13 protein-coding genes and 2 pseudogenes are annotated in these 17,357 nt (G+C 62.5%); 6 read left to right on the forward strand and 9 right to left on the reverse strand.

Annotation, left to right across the window (positions count from 1 at the left end):
- Positions 1–323: 323 nt before the first annotated feature.
- Positions 324–1,415 carry an extensin family protein gene (locus CHC01_RS17580; protein WP_089265494.1) on the reverse strand — a complete coding sequence of 364 codons (1,092 nt, stop codon included), beginning with the start codon at positions 1,413–1,415 and terminating at the stop codon, positions 324–326.
- Positions 1,416–1,503: 88 nt separating this feature from the next.
- On the opposite strand from CHC01_RS17580, the gene CHC01_RS17585 reads away from it, so the two are divergent.
- Both CHC01_RS17585 and CHC01_RS17590 read left to right on the forward strand, forming a co-directional pair.
- On the forward strand, positions 1,504–3,132 hold the full coding sequence (locus CHC01_RS17585; RefSeq protein ID WP_089265495.1) for a fatty-acid--CoA ligase: 1,629 nt from the start codon (positions 1,504–1,506) through the stop codon (positions 3,130–3,132).
- Positions 3,133–3,221: 89 nt separating this feature from the next.
- The gene (locus CHC01_RS17590; RefSeq protein ID WP_089265496.1) at positions 3,222–3,572 is read left to right on the forward strand and encodes an endonuclease domain-containing protein; all 351 of its coding nucleotides are present in this window, start codon (positions 3,222–3,224) and stop codon (positions 3,570–3,572) included.
- A 109-nt stretch (positions 3,573–3,681) separates the two neighbouring features.
- Here the strand turns inward: CHC01_RS17590 and CHC01_RS17595 are convergent, their stop codons facing one another.
- Positions 3,682–4,137, reverse strand: a complete 456-nt coding sequence (locus CHC01_RS17595) for a GatB/YqeY domain-containing protein (protein WP_089265497.1) — start codon at positions 4,135–4,137, stop codon at positions 3,682–3,684.
- A gap of 142 nt (positions 4,138–4,279) precedes the next feature.
- On the reverse strand, positions 4,280–5,905 hold the full coding sequence (locus CHC01_RS17600; RefSeq protein ID WP_244558391.1) for a glycosyltransferase family 39 protein: 1,626 nt from the start codon (positions 5,903–5,905) through the stop codon (positions 4,280–4,282).
- 309 nt (positions 5,906–6,214) lie between these two features.
- Between CHC01_RS17600 and carA the strand changes: the two genes are divergently transcribed.
- Together carA and CHC01_RS17610 are read left to right on the forward strand one after the other, a co-directional pair.
- On the forward strand, positions 6,215–7,405 hold the full coding sequence (carA, locus tag CHC01_RS17605; RefSeq protein ID WP_089265498.1) for a glutamine-hydrolyzing carbamoyl-phosphate synthase small subunit: 1,191 nt from the start codon (positions 6,215–6,217) through the stop codon (positions 7,403–7,405).
- Between the two features lie 184 nt (positions 7,406–7,589).
- Positions 7,590–8,062 (forward strand): annotated as a pseudogene (locus CHC01_RS17610) (PaaI family thioesterase).
- Between the two features lie 38 nt (positions 8,063–8,100).
- Here the strand turns inward: CHC01_RS17610 and soxA are convergent.
- The 5 genes and pseudogenes from soxA to CHC01_RS17635 all read right to left on the reverse strand — a co-directional run.
- A pseudogene (soxA, locus tag CHC01_RS17615) lies at positions 8,101–8,622 on the reverse strand (sulfur oxidation c-type cytochrome SoxA); the annotation flags it as partial.
- A complete protein-coding gene (locus tag CHC01_RS17620) occupies positions 8,507–9,196 on the reverse strand; it encodes an NAD(P)/FAD-dependent oxidoreductase (RefSeq protein ID WP_141137113.1) in 690 nt (229 codons plus the stop codon). The pseudogene soxA and the gene CHC01_RS17620, both read right to left, overlap by 116 nt.
- Before the next feature lies 1 nt (position 9,197).
- Positions 9,198–9,485, reverse strand: a complete 288-nt coding sequence (locus CHC01_RS17625; RefSeq protein WP_089265733.1) for a c-type cytochrome — start codon at positions 9,483–9,485, stop codon at positions 9,198–9,200.
- Positions 9,486–9,528: 43 nt separating this feature from the next.
- The gene (locus CHC01_RS17630) at positions 9,529–11,703 is read right to left on the reverse strand and encodes a xanthine dehydrogenase family protein molybdopterin-binding subunit (protein WP_176454618.1); all 2,175 of its coding nucleotides are present in this window, start codon (positions 11,701–11,703) and stop codon (positions 9,529–9,531) included.
- 11 nt (positions 11,704–11,714) lie between these two features.
- Positions 11,715–12,164 carry a (2Fe-2S)-binding protein gene (locus CHC01_RS17635; protein WP_089265501.1) on the reverse strand — a complete coding sequence of 150 codons (450 nt, stop codon included), beginning with the start codon at positions 12,162–12,164 and terminating at the stop codon, positions 11,715–11,717.
- A gap of 385 nt (positions 12,165–12,549) precedes the next feature.
- Here CHC01_RS17635 and CHC01_RS17640 point away from each other — a divergent pair, with 385 nt between their 5' ends.
- Entirely contained in the window at positions 12,550–14,049 is a 1,500-nt protein-coding gene (locus tag CHC01_RS17640; RefSeq protein WP_089265502.1) for an ATP-binding protein, read from the forward strand.
- A 6-nt stretch (positions 14,050–14,055) separates the two neighbouring features.
- Here the strand turns inward: CHC01_RS17640 and CHC01_RS17645 are convergent, their stop codons facing one another.
- A complete protein-coding gene (locus tag CHC01_RS17645) occupies positions 14,056–15,495 on the reverse strand; it encodes a helix-turn-helix domain-containing protein (protein ID WP_089265503.1) in 1,440 nt (479 codons plus the stop codon).
- A gap of 146 nt (positions 15,496–15,641) precedes the next feature.
- Between CHC01_RS17645 and CHC01_RS17650 the strand changes: the two genes are divergently transcribed.
- A complete protein-coding gene (locus tag CHC01_RS17650; protein ID WP_089265504.1) occupies positions 15,642–17,279 on the forward strand; it encodes an isocitrate lyase in 1,638 nt (545 codons plus the stop codon).
- The last annotated feature ends 78 nt before the right edge of the window (positions 17,280–17,357 follow it).

The following is a 17,357-nucleotide window of genomic DNA, read 5'->3' on the forward strand; positions in this document are numbered from 1 at the left end:
GAGTTTTATCTGATTAGAAAAAGCGCCGGTTTTGCCGGCGCTTTTTTGTTGGGTGACAGACGCGGAGTGTCTGTGAAGTGTTTTGCTGCAGCGCTCATCGTCTCCCTCCCCCTTGCGGGGTCTGGCGGACGAAGTCGTCCGCTGTAGTCGGCCGAGCGAGGCGATGCGCAGCATCGACGAAGTGGAGGCGGGGTGGGGGTGCCACAAGCGCCGTCGCCTGTGGCACCCCCACCCGACCGGCCTACGGCCGGCCACCCTCCCCGCAAGGGGGAGGGAAAAGAAAGCACCCGCCCGGACGTGGCCACAAATACGCGATCAGAACGTCACCGCAAAAAGCTGAACGGCGATGGCGGCGCGCGACGCTTCTTCGGCTTGGGTTTTGGCTTCGGCTTGGGCTGTTCTTGTGGAGGCGCGCCTTCTGCTTCGGGCTCCGGTTCGGGCTCCGTCGCAGCCGGTCGAGCCGCCGCAGGCTCTGCAGGCTTCGCCGTCTCAGGCTTCGCCTCCCCCGGTTTGCCTTCCGCCACTTCGCGCGGCGGTGCTTCGTCCGGGCGCACGGCCGGCATCAGCGGCGCGATGCGCGGCCACTCGTCCCAGACGTCCCATTGGCAGATGCGGTAGTTGCCGCGCCGCTCGGCGATATCGAGATGGATATGATCCTCGTGGTAGCCGTCGGAGCCCGGCCCCAGCACGGTGGTGAACCGCGTACAGACCGAATGCAGCACGGCCTCGCGTTGCTCACGCGGCGTGTTGCGCTCGGTGAGCGCGATCGAGCGGCCGTTGGCGAGTTTCAGCCCGCGCACATCCAGCGCATTGGCGCGGCCATGCTCTGACAGTTTCGCCCCGACGACACGGTTGCGACCACGGCAATCGAAAGAGTCGAAATTATCGAGCTCAAGAAGCTTCGTACCTAGGCTGGTCGCGAGCGGCGCCATGTCGGTACGGATCCATTCAGCCACGGCCGTGGCCATGGCGCAGCGCATCGTTCCCGCCGGCTTCAGCGGCACGCGCGTCTTGTCCGGCAGCACTACGGCCTCGAGCCGCACCATGTCGGGGCCACCGCAGGCGCCTGGCCCCTTGATGTCGGGAATGCTCGGCGCAACGGCGACGGCATCGGTGAGCGCGAGGCGGCAGGCTGAAGGCGGCGGCGGCTCCGGCGGACGCGCTTCGGCGGCGGGCTTCTCGGGCTCAGGGGACTGTTCGGATTTGGTGGGCTCCTCACCAGGCTTTTGCGCCGGCTCGATCGCCGGCGCTTCTGCCGGGCGAGGCTTTGGCAGCGGCACACGCGATGTCGTCAGATAGGCCTGCGCCGGCGCGGCAACCAGCAGCAACGCCAGAACGGCCCCAATTGTCCTTTGGTCGCAGCCGGATAGGCCAAAAGTCCATTTCCGGGCCGCTTTCCCCGCGCTAAACTTCATGCCAAGACCTAAAGCAAGAACAGGGTCGAAGTTCCCCGGCAACGATCGGGGAGCCGGCACGCCAATCACAAGACGGAGGAACGATCAAATGCGTGGCTTGATGCAAGACTGGCCTTTGCTGTGTCATCGGATCATCGATCATGCGGCCCAAGTCCACGGCGAGCGCGAGGTCGTGACCAGATCAGTCGAAGGTCCCATCCACCGCACCAATTACGCCGAAATTCGTACCCGTGCCCTGAAGGTCGCACAGCGTCTCGACCGCGAGGGCATCAAGATGGGCGACCGCGTCGCCACCATCGCGTGGAACACGTGGCGACACCTGGAAACGTGGTACGGCATCATGGGCATCGGCGCCATCTGCCACACCGTCAATCCACGTCTATTCCCGGATCAGATCGCGTGGATCATCAACCATGCGCAAGATCGCATCGTGATGACCGACCTCACCTTCGTCCCGATCCTCGAGAAACTCGCCGACCAGCTGCCATCAGTAGAGCGCTACATCGTCTACACCGACAAGGCGCACATGCCGCAGACCACGCTGAAAAACGCCGTGGCCTATGAGGACTGGATCGCGGAAGTCGACGGCAACTTCAAATGGAAGGAGTTCGACGAGAACACCGCAGCCGCGATGTGCTACACATCGGGAACAACAGGCGATCCAAAGGGCGTGCTGTACTCGCACCGCTCCAACGTGATGCATGCGCTGATGGCCAATACCGGTGACTCGCTCGGTGCCAATGCCGCGGACACCATGCTGCCGGTAGTCCCGCTATTCCATGCCAATAGCTGGGGCATCGCGTTTTCCGCGCCGTCGATGGGCACCAAGCTCGTACTGCCGGGCGCCAAGATGGACGGCGCCTCGATCTACGAATTGCTCTCGACCGAGAGGGTGACGCATACCGCGGGCGTGCCGACAGTGTGGCTGATGCTGCTCAACTACATGTCGCAGAACAATCTGAAACTGCCCGACCTGCGCATGGTGGTGTGCGGCGGCTCGGCGATGCCGCGCTCGATGATCAAGGCCTTCGTCGACATGGGCATCGGTGCACGTCATGCCTGGGGCATGACCGAAATGAGCCCGATCGGCACGCTGGCCGCGTTGAAGCCGCCGTTCGACCAGCTCGAAGGCGACGAGCGGCTGGATATCCTGCAGACCCAGGGCTATCCGCCGTTCGGCGTCCAGATGAAGATCACAGACGACGCCGGCAAGAACCTGCCATGGGACGGCAAGACCTTCGGCCGTCTCAAGGTGCGCGGCCCGTCGGTATCATCAGCCTATTTCCGTGTCGAGGACGAGATCCTCGACGATGAAGGCTATTTCGACACCGGCGACGTCGCGACCATCGACGCCCATGGCTATATGCGGATCACCGACCGCTCCAAGGACGTCATCAAGTCCGGCGGCGAATGGATCTCGTCGATCGATCTGGAAAACCTTGCCGTCGGTCATCCGCAGGTGGCGGAAGCCGCCGTCATCGGCGTCTATCATCCGAAGTGGGACGAGCGCCCGCTGCTGATCGTCCAACTCAAGCAGGACCAGACCGCCACGCGCGAGGACATCCTGAAATACATGGATGGCAAGATCGCCAAGTGGTGGATGCCGGATGACGTCGTGTTCGTCGACGCGATCCCGCACACGGCCACCGGCAAGATCCTGAAGACCGCGCTGCGCGATCAGTTCAAGACCTACAGCCTGCCGACGGCGGCGGCTTAGCTGACAAGAGCGACAGCGTTCCTAACCTCTCCCCGCCCTTCGCGGGGAGAGGTCGACCGGCGAAGCCGGTCGGGTGAGGGGCATGGCACATGCGTGGCCACATTCGCATTACCAACAGATCGCGCGAATTACGCACCAACTCCACCGACGCCGAAACGAAACTGTGGAATCGTCTGCGCAACAGGCAGATTGCCGGCTGCAAATTCATTCGCCAAGAGCCGATCGGGCGATATATCTGCGACTTCGTTTGTCGGGAGAAGATGATCGTTATCGAGGTCGATGGCGGGCAGCATCTGGAGTCGCAACGGGACGCCATGCGCGATCGATATCTGCGCGAGCAAGGTTATTGCGTGCTTCGCTTCTGGAACAACGATGTGCTGTCAAATATCGAAGGCGTGCTGTCGCTCATCGATGAGGAATTGCGCAAGACCTCGGATTGATCCGAACCGATAGATTGCGTGCGTTGAAGCAGCGTGCTTGGCCCCTCACCCGCGCGCCAAGTGCGCGCGACCTCTCCCCGCAAAGGGCGGGGAGAGGTTAAAGAGAGCCTCAGCCGTTGAGCGCAGCCTTGACCAGACCGCTGGCCTTGCCGAAGTCCATCTGGCCGGCATATTTCGCTTTCAGCGCCGCGATCACCTTGCCCATGTCTTTCATGCCGGCCGCACCCGTCGCTGCGATCTCGGCTGCGATGGCGGACTTGGTCTCGTCCTCTGACATCTGCTGCGGCAGATAGGCGGAGATGATCGCGATTTCCTCGCGCTCCTGGGTCGCGAGCTCCGCGCGGCCGCCCTTGTCATAGAGCTCCACCGATTCCTGGCGCTGCTTGATCATCTTCTGCAGCAGGCTCAGCAGGTCGGCATCCGACAGCGGCGGCTTGCTCTGGCCGCGCGCTTCGATATCGGCATTCTTGATGGTCGAATTGACCATGCGAAGCGTCGAAAGCTTGCGCTCGTCCTTGGCCCGCATGGCGTCCTTGACGGCGTTGTTGATGTCATCGCGCAGCATCTGCGTCTCCTCTTGCGGCCGCCAATCGCAGCGCGGGAACTCGGTTGGCCCCGATCTAAGCGTTTTAAGGGGTATGCACAACTGCACCCGCCAATTCTCGGGGACGCCGCCCGGAGCTGTTGCCCGAACCTACTGCCCAAACCTATTGCCGATGGCTGGAGCTGAAATCCTCCACGCCTGCGGACAGCGGCCCGGGCGCGCCGGCTCCAGCGACGTATGGCAGAACCATCAACGCCGATATGGTGGCCGGAATACCGGCCTGGCCCCATAGCCGGGGCTGAACCTCGAAATCAAACCTGACGTGCCGCGGCTCGAGCATCGCGACTTTGCCCATCCACATCAGGCAATCGCTATCTGTCGCAAAGCACATCGAAGCCCACCCCTTCTGCAGCGTCGTCGCGCGCGGCATGCCCCAAGTGTACTGGAACTGGAACGGGCGGCTGTAGACGGGATGGTCAGGGCTGTAAAAGGCCGTCGCGAATGCCAGTCCGTCGTCGCCACTGATCCGTGGCATCGGCCGGCCTGTCATCTGGTGCCACCGGTCAGTCAGCTCTTGAGCCGCCAGCCGATAGTAAGTCCGCTCGTTAGGATTGATGCTGTTGCGGTAAATCGCATGGATCGGAGCAGCCACAACGGTTGCGATGATGGCGATGCCGGCGACGAACACCACCATATTGACCACATACAGGCGTTCGAGCGTGAAGCGGGCGCCGCAAACGATCAAAACGGCAGGCAGGAACAAACCCTGGAGCGCCCATAGCGAAGGCATGTCGGTGCCAAGCGTGACGGTTGTCATAACAGGCAGCAGCACGGTGCCGATGAACACCCAGAACAGCAGCAGCAATCCTGGACCCATGGCACGGAAATCGGCCGAAAAGTACTTCAGGCGCAGCTCGGCCGATAAAACCCAGACAATGGCCGGCAGCGCCAGCGTCGCCGCGAGACCGAGCAAAAACATGCTGGCTTCGATGAGTGACTGACCGAAGTCGATGCCGCCGTGAACCTGCATGGCATAGGTGAACGGCGTAGCACCGGTCGTCACGAGCCAATGGATGTGCGGCCCAAGGGCAATGAGTCCGGTCAGTGCCGAAATCCACGGTGCCCAGGACCTGAAATAGACCGCCCGCTGCGGATGCACGATCGCTGCCAGCGCGAAGCTGCCGATCAGGAAGATCGAATAGTATTTGCCGAGCATTGCCAGCGCGGCCAGGACACCAGTGGCAGCGGCCCAGCCGACGGCCCGCGTTTCATAGGAGCGCAGGAAGCAGTAGGTCGCCAGCGGCCAGATCGCCAGCAGCACCGTGTTCGCGTTGAAGCGTTGGGCGTGGAACTGGTAGGCCGGAAGCAGCATCAGCAACAGCAATATGACCGCTCGCGAATCGCCGCGCACGAAGCGGCGTGCAATCAGATCGACGGCCCAGAGCGCCACCGCGGCATTGGTCATCGACAGCAACTGGAACGACCAGTCGGTCAGCGGGAAAACCAGCGTCCACAGCCGCGCGACCCAGCCCATCAAGGGCGGATGTTTGGGATTCCCCCATGCGAATTCGCGCCCAAGGGTCCAGGTTTCCAGCGCATCCGCATGTAGATCGCCGCTCTGATAGGCGATCACCAGAAACAGCAGCCAGATTCCCGCGAAGCCGACGATCAGCACAGGAATCGTCCAGCCCTTCTCGATCCCATCGAGGAAGGTCAGAAAAGGCCTGCGCCATCGCGCAGGCGCGACGGCCGAGCGCGCGGCCATCTTGGCGAAATAGTCCAACTGCACTGAAATATCCGGAAATACGGGAAGTCGTAGCTTGCTACCGGCGAAAGTGAGTTCCGGCAAGCATCCGTAATTATAATTAGTTGATTTTACATCTCATTCTGCAAATTACGCGCTATCGGCGTGCAGGTTTCGCCGGACAACCGGAACACCACAATTCTGCCAGATAAGATATTATTCCTTAATGCAGCCCTGTCCGGGCCCGTTGATCGGGCAAAGCGCCGATTGCTAACCTGCCGGGCCATGGTTGACGTGTGAATCCGGCCTTTCCGGCTTTGACGGCGGCGGATGCGCGGACTATGTAGTCCCCTCATGACCCCCTCAGAAACATCTTCAGCCTGGCCGGACCACAAACCGACCGCGCTCCTCGTGCTCGCCGATGGCACCGTGCTGGAGGGCTTCGGCCTCGGCGCGGAAGGCCAGGCCGTGGGCGAAGTCTGCTTCAACACGGCGATGACCGGTTATGAGGAAATCCTCACCGATCCATCCTATGCCGGGCAGCTGATCACCTTCACCTTCCCGCATATCGGCAATGTCGGCACCAACGACGAGGATATCGAGACGGTGAACATGGCGGCGACGCCAGGCGCCCGCGGCGTGATCCTGCGCTCGGCGATCACCGACCCGTCGAATTACCGCTCTTCCCGGCATCTCGACGCCTGGCTGAAGGCCCGCGGCATCATCGGCATTTCCGGCATCGACACCCGCGCCCTGACCGCGCTGATCCGCAACAAGGGCATGCCCAATGCGGTGCTTGTGCACGCGAAGGACGGCCAATTCGACCTGCATGGCCTGAAGGAAGAAGCACGCGAATGGCCCGGCCTCGAAGGCATGGACCTGGTGCCGATGGTGACATCCACCCAGCGCTTCACCTGGGACGAGACTCCCTGGGAATGGGAAAAGGGCTTCGGCCGCCAGACCAATCCTGAATTCAACGTCGTCGCTATCGATTACGGCATCAAGCGCAACATTCTGCGCCTGCTGGCCGGCGAAGGCTGCAAGGTCACGGTCGTTCCGGCCACGACCTCGGCTGAAGAGATCATGGCGCTGAAGCCGGACGGCGTGTTCCTGTCGAATGGCCCAGGCGATCCCGCCGAGACCGGCAAATATGCCGTGCCTGTCATCAAGCAGGTGATCGATTCCGGCGTGCCCACATTCGGCATCTGCCTCGGTCACCAGATGCTCGGCCTAGCGGTGGGCGCCAAGACCAAGAAGATGCATCAGGGCCATCACGGCGCCAATCATCCGGTCAAGGACGAGACCACCGGCAAGGTGGAAATCACCTCGATGAACCACGGCTTCGCGGTGGATGAAGCGACGCTGCCCAAGGGCGCGACGCAGACCCATATCTCGCTGTTCGACGGATCCAATTGCGGCATCCAGCTCGACGGCAAGCCGGTATTCTCGGTGCAGTATCACCCGGAGGCTTCCCCCGGTCCACGCGACTCGCATTATTTGTTCAAGCGGTTCGCGGATCTGATGCGGGCAAGGAAGGCGTCGTAGCTTTCTTTATCGATAGAATTCAGACGTCATGGCCGGGCTTGTCCCGGCCATCTACGTTTTAGGGCTGCGAAGGCGTGGATGCCCGGGTCAAGCCCGGGCATGACGTGGAAGGGCTTGCGGCAAGCGCTAGCATCCGCACCTGCAGCTTTGTATGATGATCGTCATCAAAAATAAAGGAAGCGCCATGACCGACGCCCCCACGCCCCGCTACGACGTCGTCCCCACCAGCCTGATGGCCTCGGTGCCCGGGCTCGATTTCGTGCGCAAGATGTTCGCCGGCGAGCTGCCGCAGCCGCCGATCATGGAGAATGTCGAGCCGTTCGACTCGACCGCAGAACCCGGCATTGTGGTGTTTCACAGCGTCCCCGGTTTCCGGCACTACAATCCGATCGGCTCGGTACATGGCGGCTACGCGGCGATCCTGCTGGATTCGGCGATGGGCCTCGCCGTGCACACTACACCACGCTGGAATTCAAGATCAGCTTCATTCGCGGCATGAGCAAGGATAGCGGCACCGTGCGCACCGAAGGCAAGACGCTGAATGTCGGCCGCCGCGCCGCCACCGCCGAAGCGCGCATCACGGATTCCAAGGACCGGCTCATCGCCCATGCCACCACGACGTGTCTGGTGTTCGAGATACCGAAGGAAACGACCTGACCTGCAGCCAGCGGGCACGTACACAGACATTCGAAGCGTCACGGCCTGACAGCGGGAGTTTCGCTTGCCATGCCCCGCGCGCGCGACATCAGGTAGAGCTCAAGCTCGACCATCTCAGGCGCGTCGGCGCTGTAGGGTTGAGCCCGCACGCCGATCATGCAATTGCGCAGGCGGCGCTTGAGAGAGCCAAGCCCCTGCCACTCCAGCCGATAGACGGGATAGCCCGTTGGATGGGCCTGCGTGATCGCGGAGCCGGCGAGACGTTTGTCCCAGTTGTCGTCGTGACAGTTCGTGCATGCCAGATTCAACTGACCCTGACGCCGCATGAAAGCATCGCGGCCTTTGTCGATGAATGCCTGCAGACGTGAATCGGCGCCCGTCTCGATCGGCATCCCCTGGGACTGCCGGCCGATCAATGCGGTCAGCGCCAGCAGATCGCGGCTTTCATCGGCGAGCGGCGGCAATTGCTGATGATCGACACGGCAGAGATTGACGCGCTGTTCGAGATCGACCGGGCGATTGAGCTTGTCGTCGAATGCCGGGTACCGCACAGCGACGCCTAAAGGGGTTGGCGGGAACGACGATCGCAACCACGCCGCCATCGTCCATCGCTTCCAACTGACGTCGCAGCAGCAGCGTCTGCTCACCGGCCTCCCAGGCATGCGGCATGCGCGACGCTGCAGCCTCGTCATAGCCCGGCAGCGCATCGAAGCGCAGATCGATTCCGGGCGACAGAACCAGCCGGTCGTAGCGCAACGTCGATCCATCGGCGAGACCGATCGTGCGCGCCTGCGGGTCGATCGTCTGCGCCATTTGCACGACGACTTTGATGCCGGCGGTAGCGGTTTTCTCGTAGGTGAATTGCTGGGCCTCGATGGCGCGGTCACCGGCAATGACCTCGTTGCTGAACGGGCACGCGACATATTGGCGATCGGCCGTCACCAGCGTGACATCCAGCGACGGATCGAGCTGCCGCAGCGCGCGCGCGCAACTGGCGCCGCCGAAGCCGCCGCCGATCACGACGACGCGCGCGGGCGATTGCGCCAGGCTTGGCGATGCCAGCGCAAGGGATGCCGTCGCGGCAGCGGCAGCGCGAAGAAACTCCCGTCGTGAGGTATGATTTTTGTGGGTCATGCTATTTCTGCGTTGCCAGCCAGGCCGCAATCGACCCGATTTCGTCTTCAGAGAAGCCCTTGGCGATCCGCGTCATCACCGTGGCCGGCATCGATCCATTGCGAAAGGCCAGCAATGTGGAGCGCGTCGCATCGGCATCGCGCCCATAGATGTTCGGGATGGCCTGCGATGTCGCCGCATGGCAGCCGGAGCACGACGCCGCGCCAGGCGGCGGCGCCGATGCCGCCCGGACCGGCGCCGCCGAGGCGACGATCAGCCCGATCGCAAGTGAGGTACGCAACGTCTTCATGAGCGAAATCCAGTGATGGGCAGCAAGCATGGCGACGCGTCGGTTACGCAAAGATGATGTCGTGATTCTTCAGCGGCACGGAACGGATGCGCTTGCCGGTCGCGGCAAAATAGGCATTCAGCACGGCCGGCGCCGCCACGCAGATCGTCGGTTCGCCGACGCCGCCCCAGAAGCCGCCCGATGGCATCAGGATCGACTCGACCTTCGGCATCTCCTTCATGGTCATCGACTGATAGGTGTCGAAGTTTTCCTGCTCGATGCGACCACCCTTCACAGTGCATTCGCCATAGAACAGTGCCGAGAGGCCATAGACGAACGAGCCCGCGATCTGTCGATCGATCTGCCAAGGATTCACCGCGTAACCGGGATCCGTGGCGGCAACGATGCGATGGATCTTGATCTTGTTGCCGCCCGTCACCGAAATCTCCGTAGCAGCCGCAACATAGCTGCCGAAGCCCATGTGCTGGCAGATGCCGCGGAACACGCCTTGCGGCGCCGGCGTCGTCCAGCCGATCCTCTCCGCAACCGCATTGAGCACCGCGAGATGCTTCGGATGCTTGGTCATCAGCTTGCGACGGAATTCGAGCGGGTCCTGACCGACCGAATGCGCGAGTTCGTCCATGAAGCTTTCGAGATAGATCGCATTCTGGTTAACGTTGACGCCGCGCCAGAAACCCGGCGGCACATGCGGATTGCGCATGGAATGGTCGATCAGCAAATTCGGAACAGTGTAGCCGATCGCTGCCTCACCGCTGGCATTCAGACCCTGGAAAGTGACGGGATCCATCCCGTTCTGCATTCCCTCGGGACGCACACTGGCCAGGATCGACTGGCCTGAGATCCGCATGTGCAAACCGATCAGATTGTTATCGGCATCGAAGGCGCCGACCAGCTTGCTTTGCGTAATGGGGTGATAACGGCCGTGCAGCATGTCTTCTTCGCGCGACCACATCAGCTTGATCGGCGTGCCGGGCATCTGCTTGGCGATGGCCACCGCCTGACGGACGTAATCGGTCATGCCGCGCCGACCGAAGCCGCCGCCCGGCATGATCTTGTAGACCTCGCATTTGTCGCTCGGCAGACCTGACGCTTCGACAGCGGCCGCAAACACGGCTTCGCCATTCTGCGTCCCGGTCCAGACCTCGCACTTCTCTGGCGTATAGAGCACCGTCGCGTTCATCGGCTCCATGGTGGCGTGGTTCTGATAGGGATAGGCGTAGACCGCTTCCACCGTCTTCGCAGCACCCGCAAACGCTGCTTTGACATCGCCAGCCTTGTTGCCGACAAAAGCGGGCTGCGCAGCGTCCAGGCCTTCCTGCAGCCACTTGCCGATGGACTCGCTGGACACGCTGGCGTTCTTGCCGTCGTCCCAGACGACCGGCATCGCTTCCAGCGCCGACTTGGCGTGCCACCACGTATCAGCGACCACAGCGACGGCGCTGTCGCCGACGCGCACGACCTTCTTGACGCCTTTCATGCCCAGGATCTTGCTGTCGTCGAAGCTCTTCAGCGTGCCGCCGAACACCGGGCAATCCTTGATCGCGGCATTCAGCATTCCCGGCAGCTTGATATCGGCGCCGTAGACCATCTTGCCGTTGGTTTTCTCGACCGTATCGAGCCGCTTCAGCGGTTTGCCGGCGATGGTCCAGTCCTTGGGATCCTTCAGCTTGACGTCGGCCGGCGGCTGCAGCTTAGCAGCCGCTTCCGCGACCTTGCCGTAAGTGATGGTGCGCCCCGACGGGACATGGGTGATGACGCCCTTGCTGGTGGCACATTCCGACACGGGCGCGGCCCACTCATTGGCTGCCGCCTGGATCAGCATCAGGCGCGCAGCCGCGCCACCTTTGCGGACGTAATCATGCGAGGTGCGAACACCGCGGCTGCCGCCGGTGGAAAAGTCCCCCCAGACGCGCTTGCGTGCGACACTTTGCCCGGGCGTGGGATATTCCGTCGTCACCCTGGACCAGTCGCATTCAAGTTCTTCTGCGACCAATTGCGCCAGACCCGTGAGCGTTCCCTGCCCCATCTCGGACCGCGCGATACGCACGACAACGGTCTCATCCGGCCGGATCACCACCCAGGCATTGACCTCAGGCGTACCATCGGCCGCATAGACTGCGGTCGGCCCGCCAAAGGGAATACCGAGCGCGAGGCCACTGCCGATAGCAGCAGTTCCCAGGACAAACGAACGGCGATTGAGTTGCGGAGCATGACCCATGACCATCTTCCTCAAGCGCTTGCAGCGGCGTGAATCGCTTCACGGACCTGCTGGAACGTGCCGCAACGGCAGATATTGGTGATGGCGAGGTCGATATCCTCATCGGTCGGCTGCGGCACTGTCTCCAGCAGCGCTGCAACTGCCATGATCATGCCGCTCTGGCAGTAACCACATTGCGGCACATCATGATCGATCCAGGCCTGCTGCACCTTGTGCACGGCCCCCTCGGACGCAAGGCCCTCGATCGTCGTGATCTGCTTTCCGATCGCCTCACTGAGCGCCATGCTGCAGGAACGGACCTGCTGGCCATCGACATGAACGGTGCAGGCGCCGCATTGGGCGACGCCACATCCGTATTTTGTCCCTGTCAGCCCGGCATTTTCGCGGATCGCCCATAGCAACGGCGTGTCCGGTTCTGCATCGATCTCGTAGATTCGTCCATTGATCGTGAGGCTTGCCATCGCATTTCCCCGGGTCGTGGCGCATATCGCCGTTGCAGTGACCCTCCCCTGAAACTGGAAGAATTCCAAATCAAATGTTTGGTGACTGCGGCGCCCGAAGATTCCAGCGATGTCCCTGCCTTGCGGACGTCACAGTTACGTCACGCGGGATTTTCTGTTTGCTGACGCTCTATCACCGCGGGTCGAACACAATGCGATCATGCAAGGAAACCGCCTGAGATTGCCATTGGCAAAACCGGGCACCGCCGTGTGCAGAACATCGCCGATTCGCTGTCGCGATTTACTTGGTGAGAGTTGCGCGGAACACGGGATGATAGCCGTGCGCCGCTCGACGCGCTGTGGCCGGGTTGGTAAGCCCTCTCTACAAGGAGACCTGAGTCGAGACATGACCGTTGCGATCGAGATGGGGCATACGACGTCAGGCGCCCCGGCGGCTCTGGACCTTGAGGAACTGCTGGCGACGCGTCTGCTCGTACAGGGCAATTCGGGTTCCGGAAAATCGCATCTGCTGCGCCGGCTGCTCGAACAGAGCGCCCCATGGGTGCAACAAACCATCATCGACCCTGAAGGCGATTTCGTCTCGCTGGCGGAGCGATTCGGTCATCTGGTGATCGATGCCGAGGCGCATACCGAACGCGGGTTGCAGGTCGCCGGCGAGCGCGCGCGCATGCACCGCGTCTCCACAGTGCTCAATCTCGAAGGGCTGGATGCCGAGAATCAAATGCGCCGCGCCGCCGCCTTTCTGGGCGGGCTGTTCGACGCGCCTCGCGACCATTGGTATCCGATGCTCGTGGTGGTGGACGAGGCACAGCTGTTCGCCCCGGCCGTCGCGGGCGAGGTGTCCGACGAAGCCCGCAAGCTATCGCTCGGCGCCATGACCAACCTGATGTGCCGCGGCCGCAAACGCGGCCTTGCCGGCGTCATCGCGACACAGCGACTGGCGAAGCTCGCCAAGAACGTCGCGGCCGAAGCGTCGAATTTCCTGATGGGTCGCACCTTCCTCGATATCGATATGGCACGCGCCGCCGATCTTCTCGGCATGGAGCGACGGCAGGCCGAATCCTTCCGCGACCTCGAGCGCGGCCAGTTCATGGCGCTGGGTCCCGCCCTCTCCCGTCGTCCGCTGGGCCTGCGCATCGGTGTCACCGAAACAAGTCCGCGCAATGCGACCCCACGCCTGATGCCGCTGCCGGAAGCCACACTCGACGACGTCCGCGCCACGATTCTCGCAGCGCCCCCGCCGGAGCCGGTCCGGCCGCAGCGCCGCGCACCGTCATCGCCGGATCTGCTTGGCCAGCTCATGGCGGCGAAGTCCGCAGCGCTGGAAATTCGGCCGGACGTGGCGGAGACGCCGATCAGCGCCGAGGAACTGGCGGAGCGGCGCATGCGCGTCGACCGCGTGTTGCAGGCCCTGATGGCGGAGCCCGACGCAGGCTTCCGGGTGGTCGGCGTGCTCTATCAGGAATTCGTGGTCCGCTGCCGCATCGAGGGTCTCGGTGCCGCCGTGCCGGACCTCGACGACTTTCGCCGCATGCTGACCCGCGCCCGCGCCGGGCTCGGCTCCGACATGACAGAAGATGACGGGTGGCAGGACGTCTCGGTCCGCGCCTCGATTCTGCCGGAGGATATGCAGGGCGTTTTCATGATGATCGCCCGCGCCGCCAAGGAAGGCTGGCCCTGCCCGAGCAATGCCGCGATCGCCCGCGCCTACGGCTCGCATTCGCTGCGCCGTGCACAGCGCCTGCTGAACTATATCGAGGAGCAGGGCCTCATCGTGTGCCAGCTTGATGGCGCCGGTCGGCGCATCGTGACGCTGGTCGAACTGGCGTGGGCTACGGCGCCCGGCGATCCCAATGCCGAGGAAGCTGCGGCCGAGCAGGCCTGAGCCGTTTCAGTCCGCCGAGAAGCCGAACGGAACGTTCAGCGTCCTGAAATCATCGGGCAACAACTCGCGCCCGATCGGAAGCGCCGAACGCGCGGCGCAGCGCGGACGGTGACAGACACGGCATGCGACGCCGATCGGTGTTGGAGCATCCGCACGCGGTGCCGACGCATCGCGCGTATAGATCAACTGGCCGGCATGTTCGGCTGCGCAACCGATCGCGATGGCGCGCTCGACGCGTTGTGCGCCGTAACCACCACCGCCAGCCGTGACGGTGCGGGCAATCGAAAAGAAGCGCTGGCCATCCGGCAATTCCAGCCACTGCGTGACGATCTGGCGCGGCGTTTTGAAAACGTCGTGCACCGACCACAACGGGCACGCACCGCCGTGCTTCGCGAACGGAAAGCCTGCACCGTCGAGCAGTTTGGAAATATTGCCGGCGGGATCGACGCGGATGAGAAAGAACGGGACTTTTTCGGCACCCGGCCGCTGCAAGGTCGTGATGCGATGCGCGGTCTGTTCGAAGCTGGCACCGAATTGGCGCGCCAGCGCTTCTAGATCGTAGCGCCGCGTCTCGGCGGCGCGCGCGAAAGCCGCATAGGGCATGATCAGCGCCGCAGCGGCGTAGCCTGCGAGCGCCCGGCGCGCCAGCAGTTCGGCACTCTTGGTGGTGAACTGGCCGTCTTCGAGCGCGGTGCCGATCTCGTTTTCCATTTCGAGATAGACGAGTTGCTGCGCCAGCTGGAAATTGAGACTTGCGGTATCGAGCGAGTCCTCAAGTAGTAATTGTTTCCGATGCAGATCCAGTCGTCGCACCGAGCCGAGCATGACGTCCGGCGGCAGATAGCGCACTTGTAGCTTGTGTCGGGTCTTGAGACGCTCGATGAAACCGCTCGGGCCTGACGTCGCCTGCGCGAGGCGCTCGGCGGCATCATCGAGGCCCGCGAAATTGTTCCGGCGTGCGGCGAGAAAACGCCGGACCTCGGCGACGGGATCGTTGGCATCGTAGCCCTCGCTACCCGCTTGCAATGCACCGCCCGCGAGCGCCGGCGCGCGTCGGTCCGCCAGCGCGAGTTGCTCCTCGCGATAGGCCGTGTAGAGGCGCAGAAAAGCCTCGGCCATGCCGGGATAGCTCACCGCGAGATCGCTGATTTCAAGCGCAGGGATATCGATGTCCGAGAACATCGGCTCTTTCAGGATCGACTGCATCCGCGCCGTATTGTCGGCACCGCCATCGCCGGCGAGATCGGCGAGATCGATCGTGTAAGTACGGGCCAGCCGCAGCAGCATGTCGGCCGTCATCGGCCGCTGGTTACGCTCCAGCAAAGCGACATAAGGGGCCGAAATTTCCAGATCGGCCGCCATATCGGCCTGGGTCAGGCCCAGATCGCGCCGAAGCCGCCGGATTCGCGGCCCCATGAACACCGAACGACCTGCCGAGGCGGCCATCGCACACTCCAATACCTTGTAACTACTTTACAGCCTTACACGTTCAGTTTGTAAAGTATGACAAGTTATCTGCGTTCCGTCTAGCGGCTGGCGATCCCGCGATTACAACCAAGGATAGGTTTTCGTCAGCCAAAGGAATCGAGAAAATGAACTTCCAGCCACGCGGGATCAGCAACCAGACCATCCTCGGCACAGGCTCCTATCAGAGCGAAATCGAGGCGGCGTCGGCGCTGCTCAAGACCAAGGACACCTGGAACGGCGTGACCGCCGAGGCCGTCGCACGCATGCGCCTGCAGAACCGCTTCAAGACCGGCCTCGATGTCGCACGCTACACCGCGTCGCTGATGCGTGCCGACATGGCCGCCTATGATGCGGACACCACCAAGTACACCCAGTCGCTCGGCTGCTGGCATGGCTTCATCGCGCAGCAGAAGCTGATCTCGGTGAAGAAGCATTTCGGCACCACCGACCGCACCTACCTGTACCTCTCGGGCTGGATGATCGCGGCGCTGCGTTCGGAATTCGGCCCGCTGCCGGATCAGTCGATGCACGAGAAGACTTCGGTCCCGGCTCTGATCGAGGAGCTCTACACCTTCCTGCGTCAGGCTGACTCGCGCGAGCTCAACGACATCTTCCGCAGCCTCGACGCCGCTCGCAAGGCTGGCGACAAGGCAAAGGAAGAAGAACTGATCAACAAGATCGACAACTTCCAGACCCACGTCGTTCCCGTCATCGCCGATATCGATGCCGGCTTCGGCAACGCTGAAGCGACCTATCTGCTCGCCAAGAAGATGATCGAAGCCGGCGCCTGTGCGCTGCAGATCGAGAACCAGGTCTCGGACGAGAAGCAGTGCGGCCATCAGGACGGCAAGGTTACCGTGCCGCATGAAGTCTTCCTCGCGAAGATCCGCGCCTGCCGTCACGCCTTCCTCGAAATGGGCGTCGAAGACGGCATCATCGTCACCCGCACCGACTCGCTCGGCGCTGGCCTCACGCAGCAGATCGCCGTCAGCCACAAGCCGGGCGACCTCGGCGACCAGTATAACAGCTTCCTTGATTGCGAAGAAATCGATGCTTCAAAGATCGGCAACGGCGACGTCGTCATTACGCGTAATGGAAAGCTGATGCGCCCGAAGCGTCTGGCCAGCAATCTCTACCAGTTCCGCGAAGGCACGGGTCAGGACCGCTGCGTGCTCGACTGCATCACCTCGCTACAGAACGGTGCCGACCTTTTGTGGATCGAAACCGAGAAACCGAACATCGAGCAGATCGCCAAGATGGTCGATCGCGTTCGTGAGGTGATCCCGAATGCGAAGCTGGCCTACAACAACTCGCCGTCGTTCAACTGGACGCTCAACTTCCGTTGGCAGGTCTATGACGCAATGAAGGAAGCCGGCAAGGATGTCAGCAAGTACAACCGCGCCGAACTGATGAAGGTGGAGTACGACAGCACGCCGCTGGCGGTCGAAGCCGACGAGCTCATCCGGACATTCCAGGCTGATTCAGCCAAGCGTGCCGGCATCTTCCATCACCTGATCACGCTGCCGACCTATCACACGGCTGCGCTGTCCACCGACAACCTCGCCAAGGAGTATTTTGGCGAACAGGGCATGCTGGGCTACGTCAAGAACGTCCAGCGCGCGGAAATCCGTCAAGGCATCGCCTGCGCGAAGCATCAGAACATGGCTGGTTCGGACATCGGCGACGAGCACAAGGAATACTTCGCCGGTGAAGCAGCCCTGAAGGCGGGCGGCGCGCACAACACGATGAACCAGTTCGGCTAATCGTTACGGTTCAGCTCATCGTAAAACCAGCCCGGGGTCCCATCAGACCCCGGGCTGATGTCGTTGTCGGTGTACAAA

Origin of the sequence: Tardiphaga sp. OK246, assembly GCF_900188215.1 — a bacterium.
In the GTDB taxonomy this organism is placed as follows: Bacteria; Pseudomonadota; Alphaproteobacteria; order Rhizobiales; family Xanthobacteraceae; genus Tardiphaga; species Tardiphaga robiniae.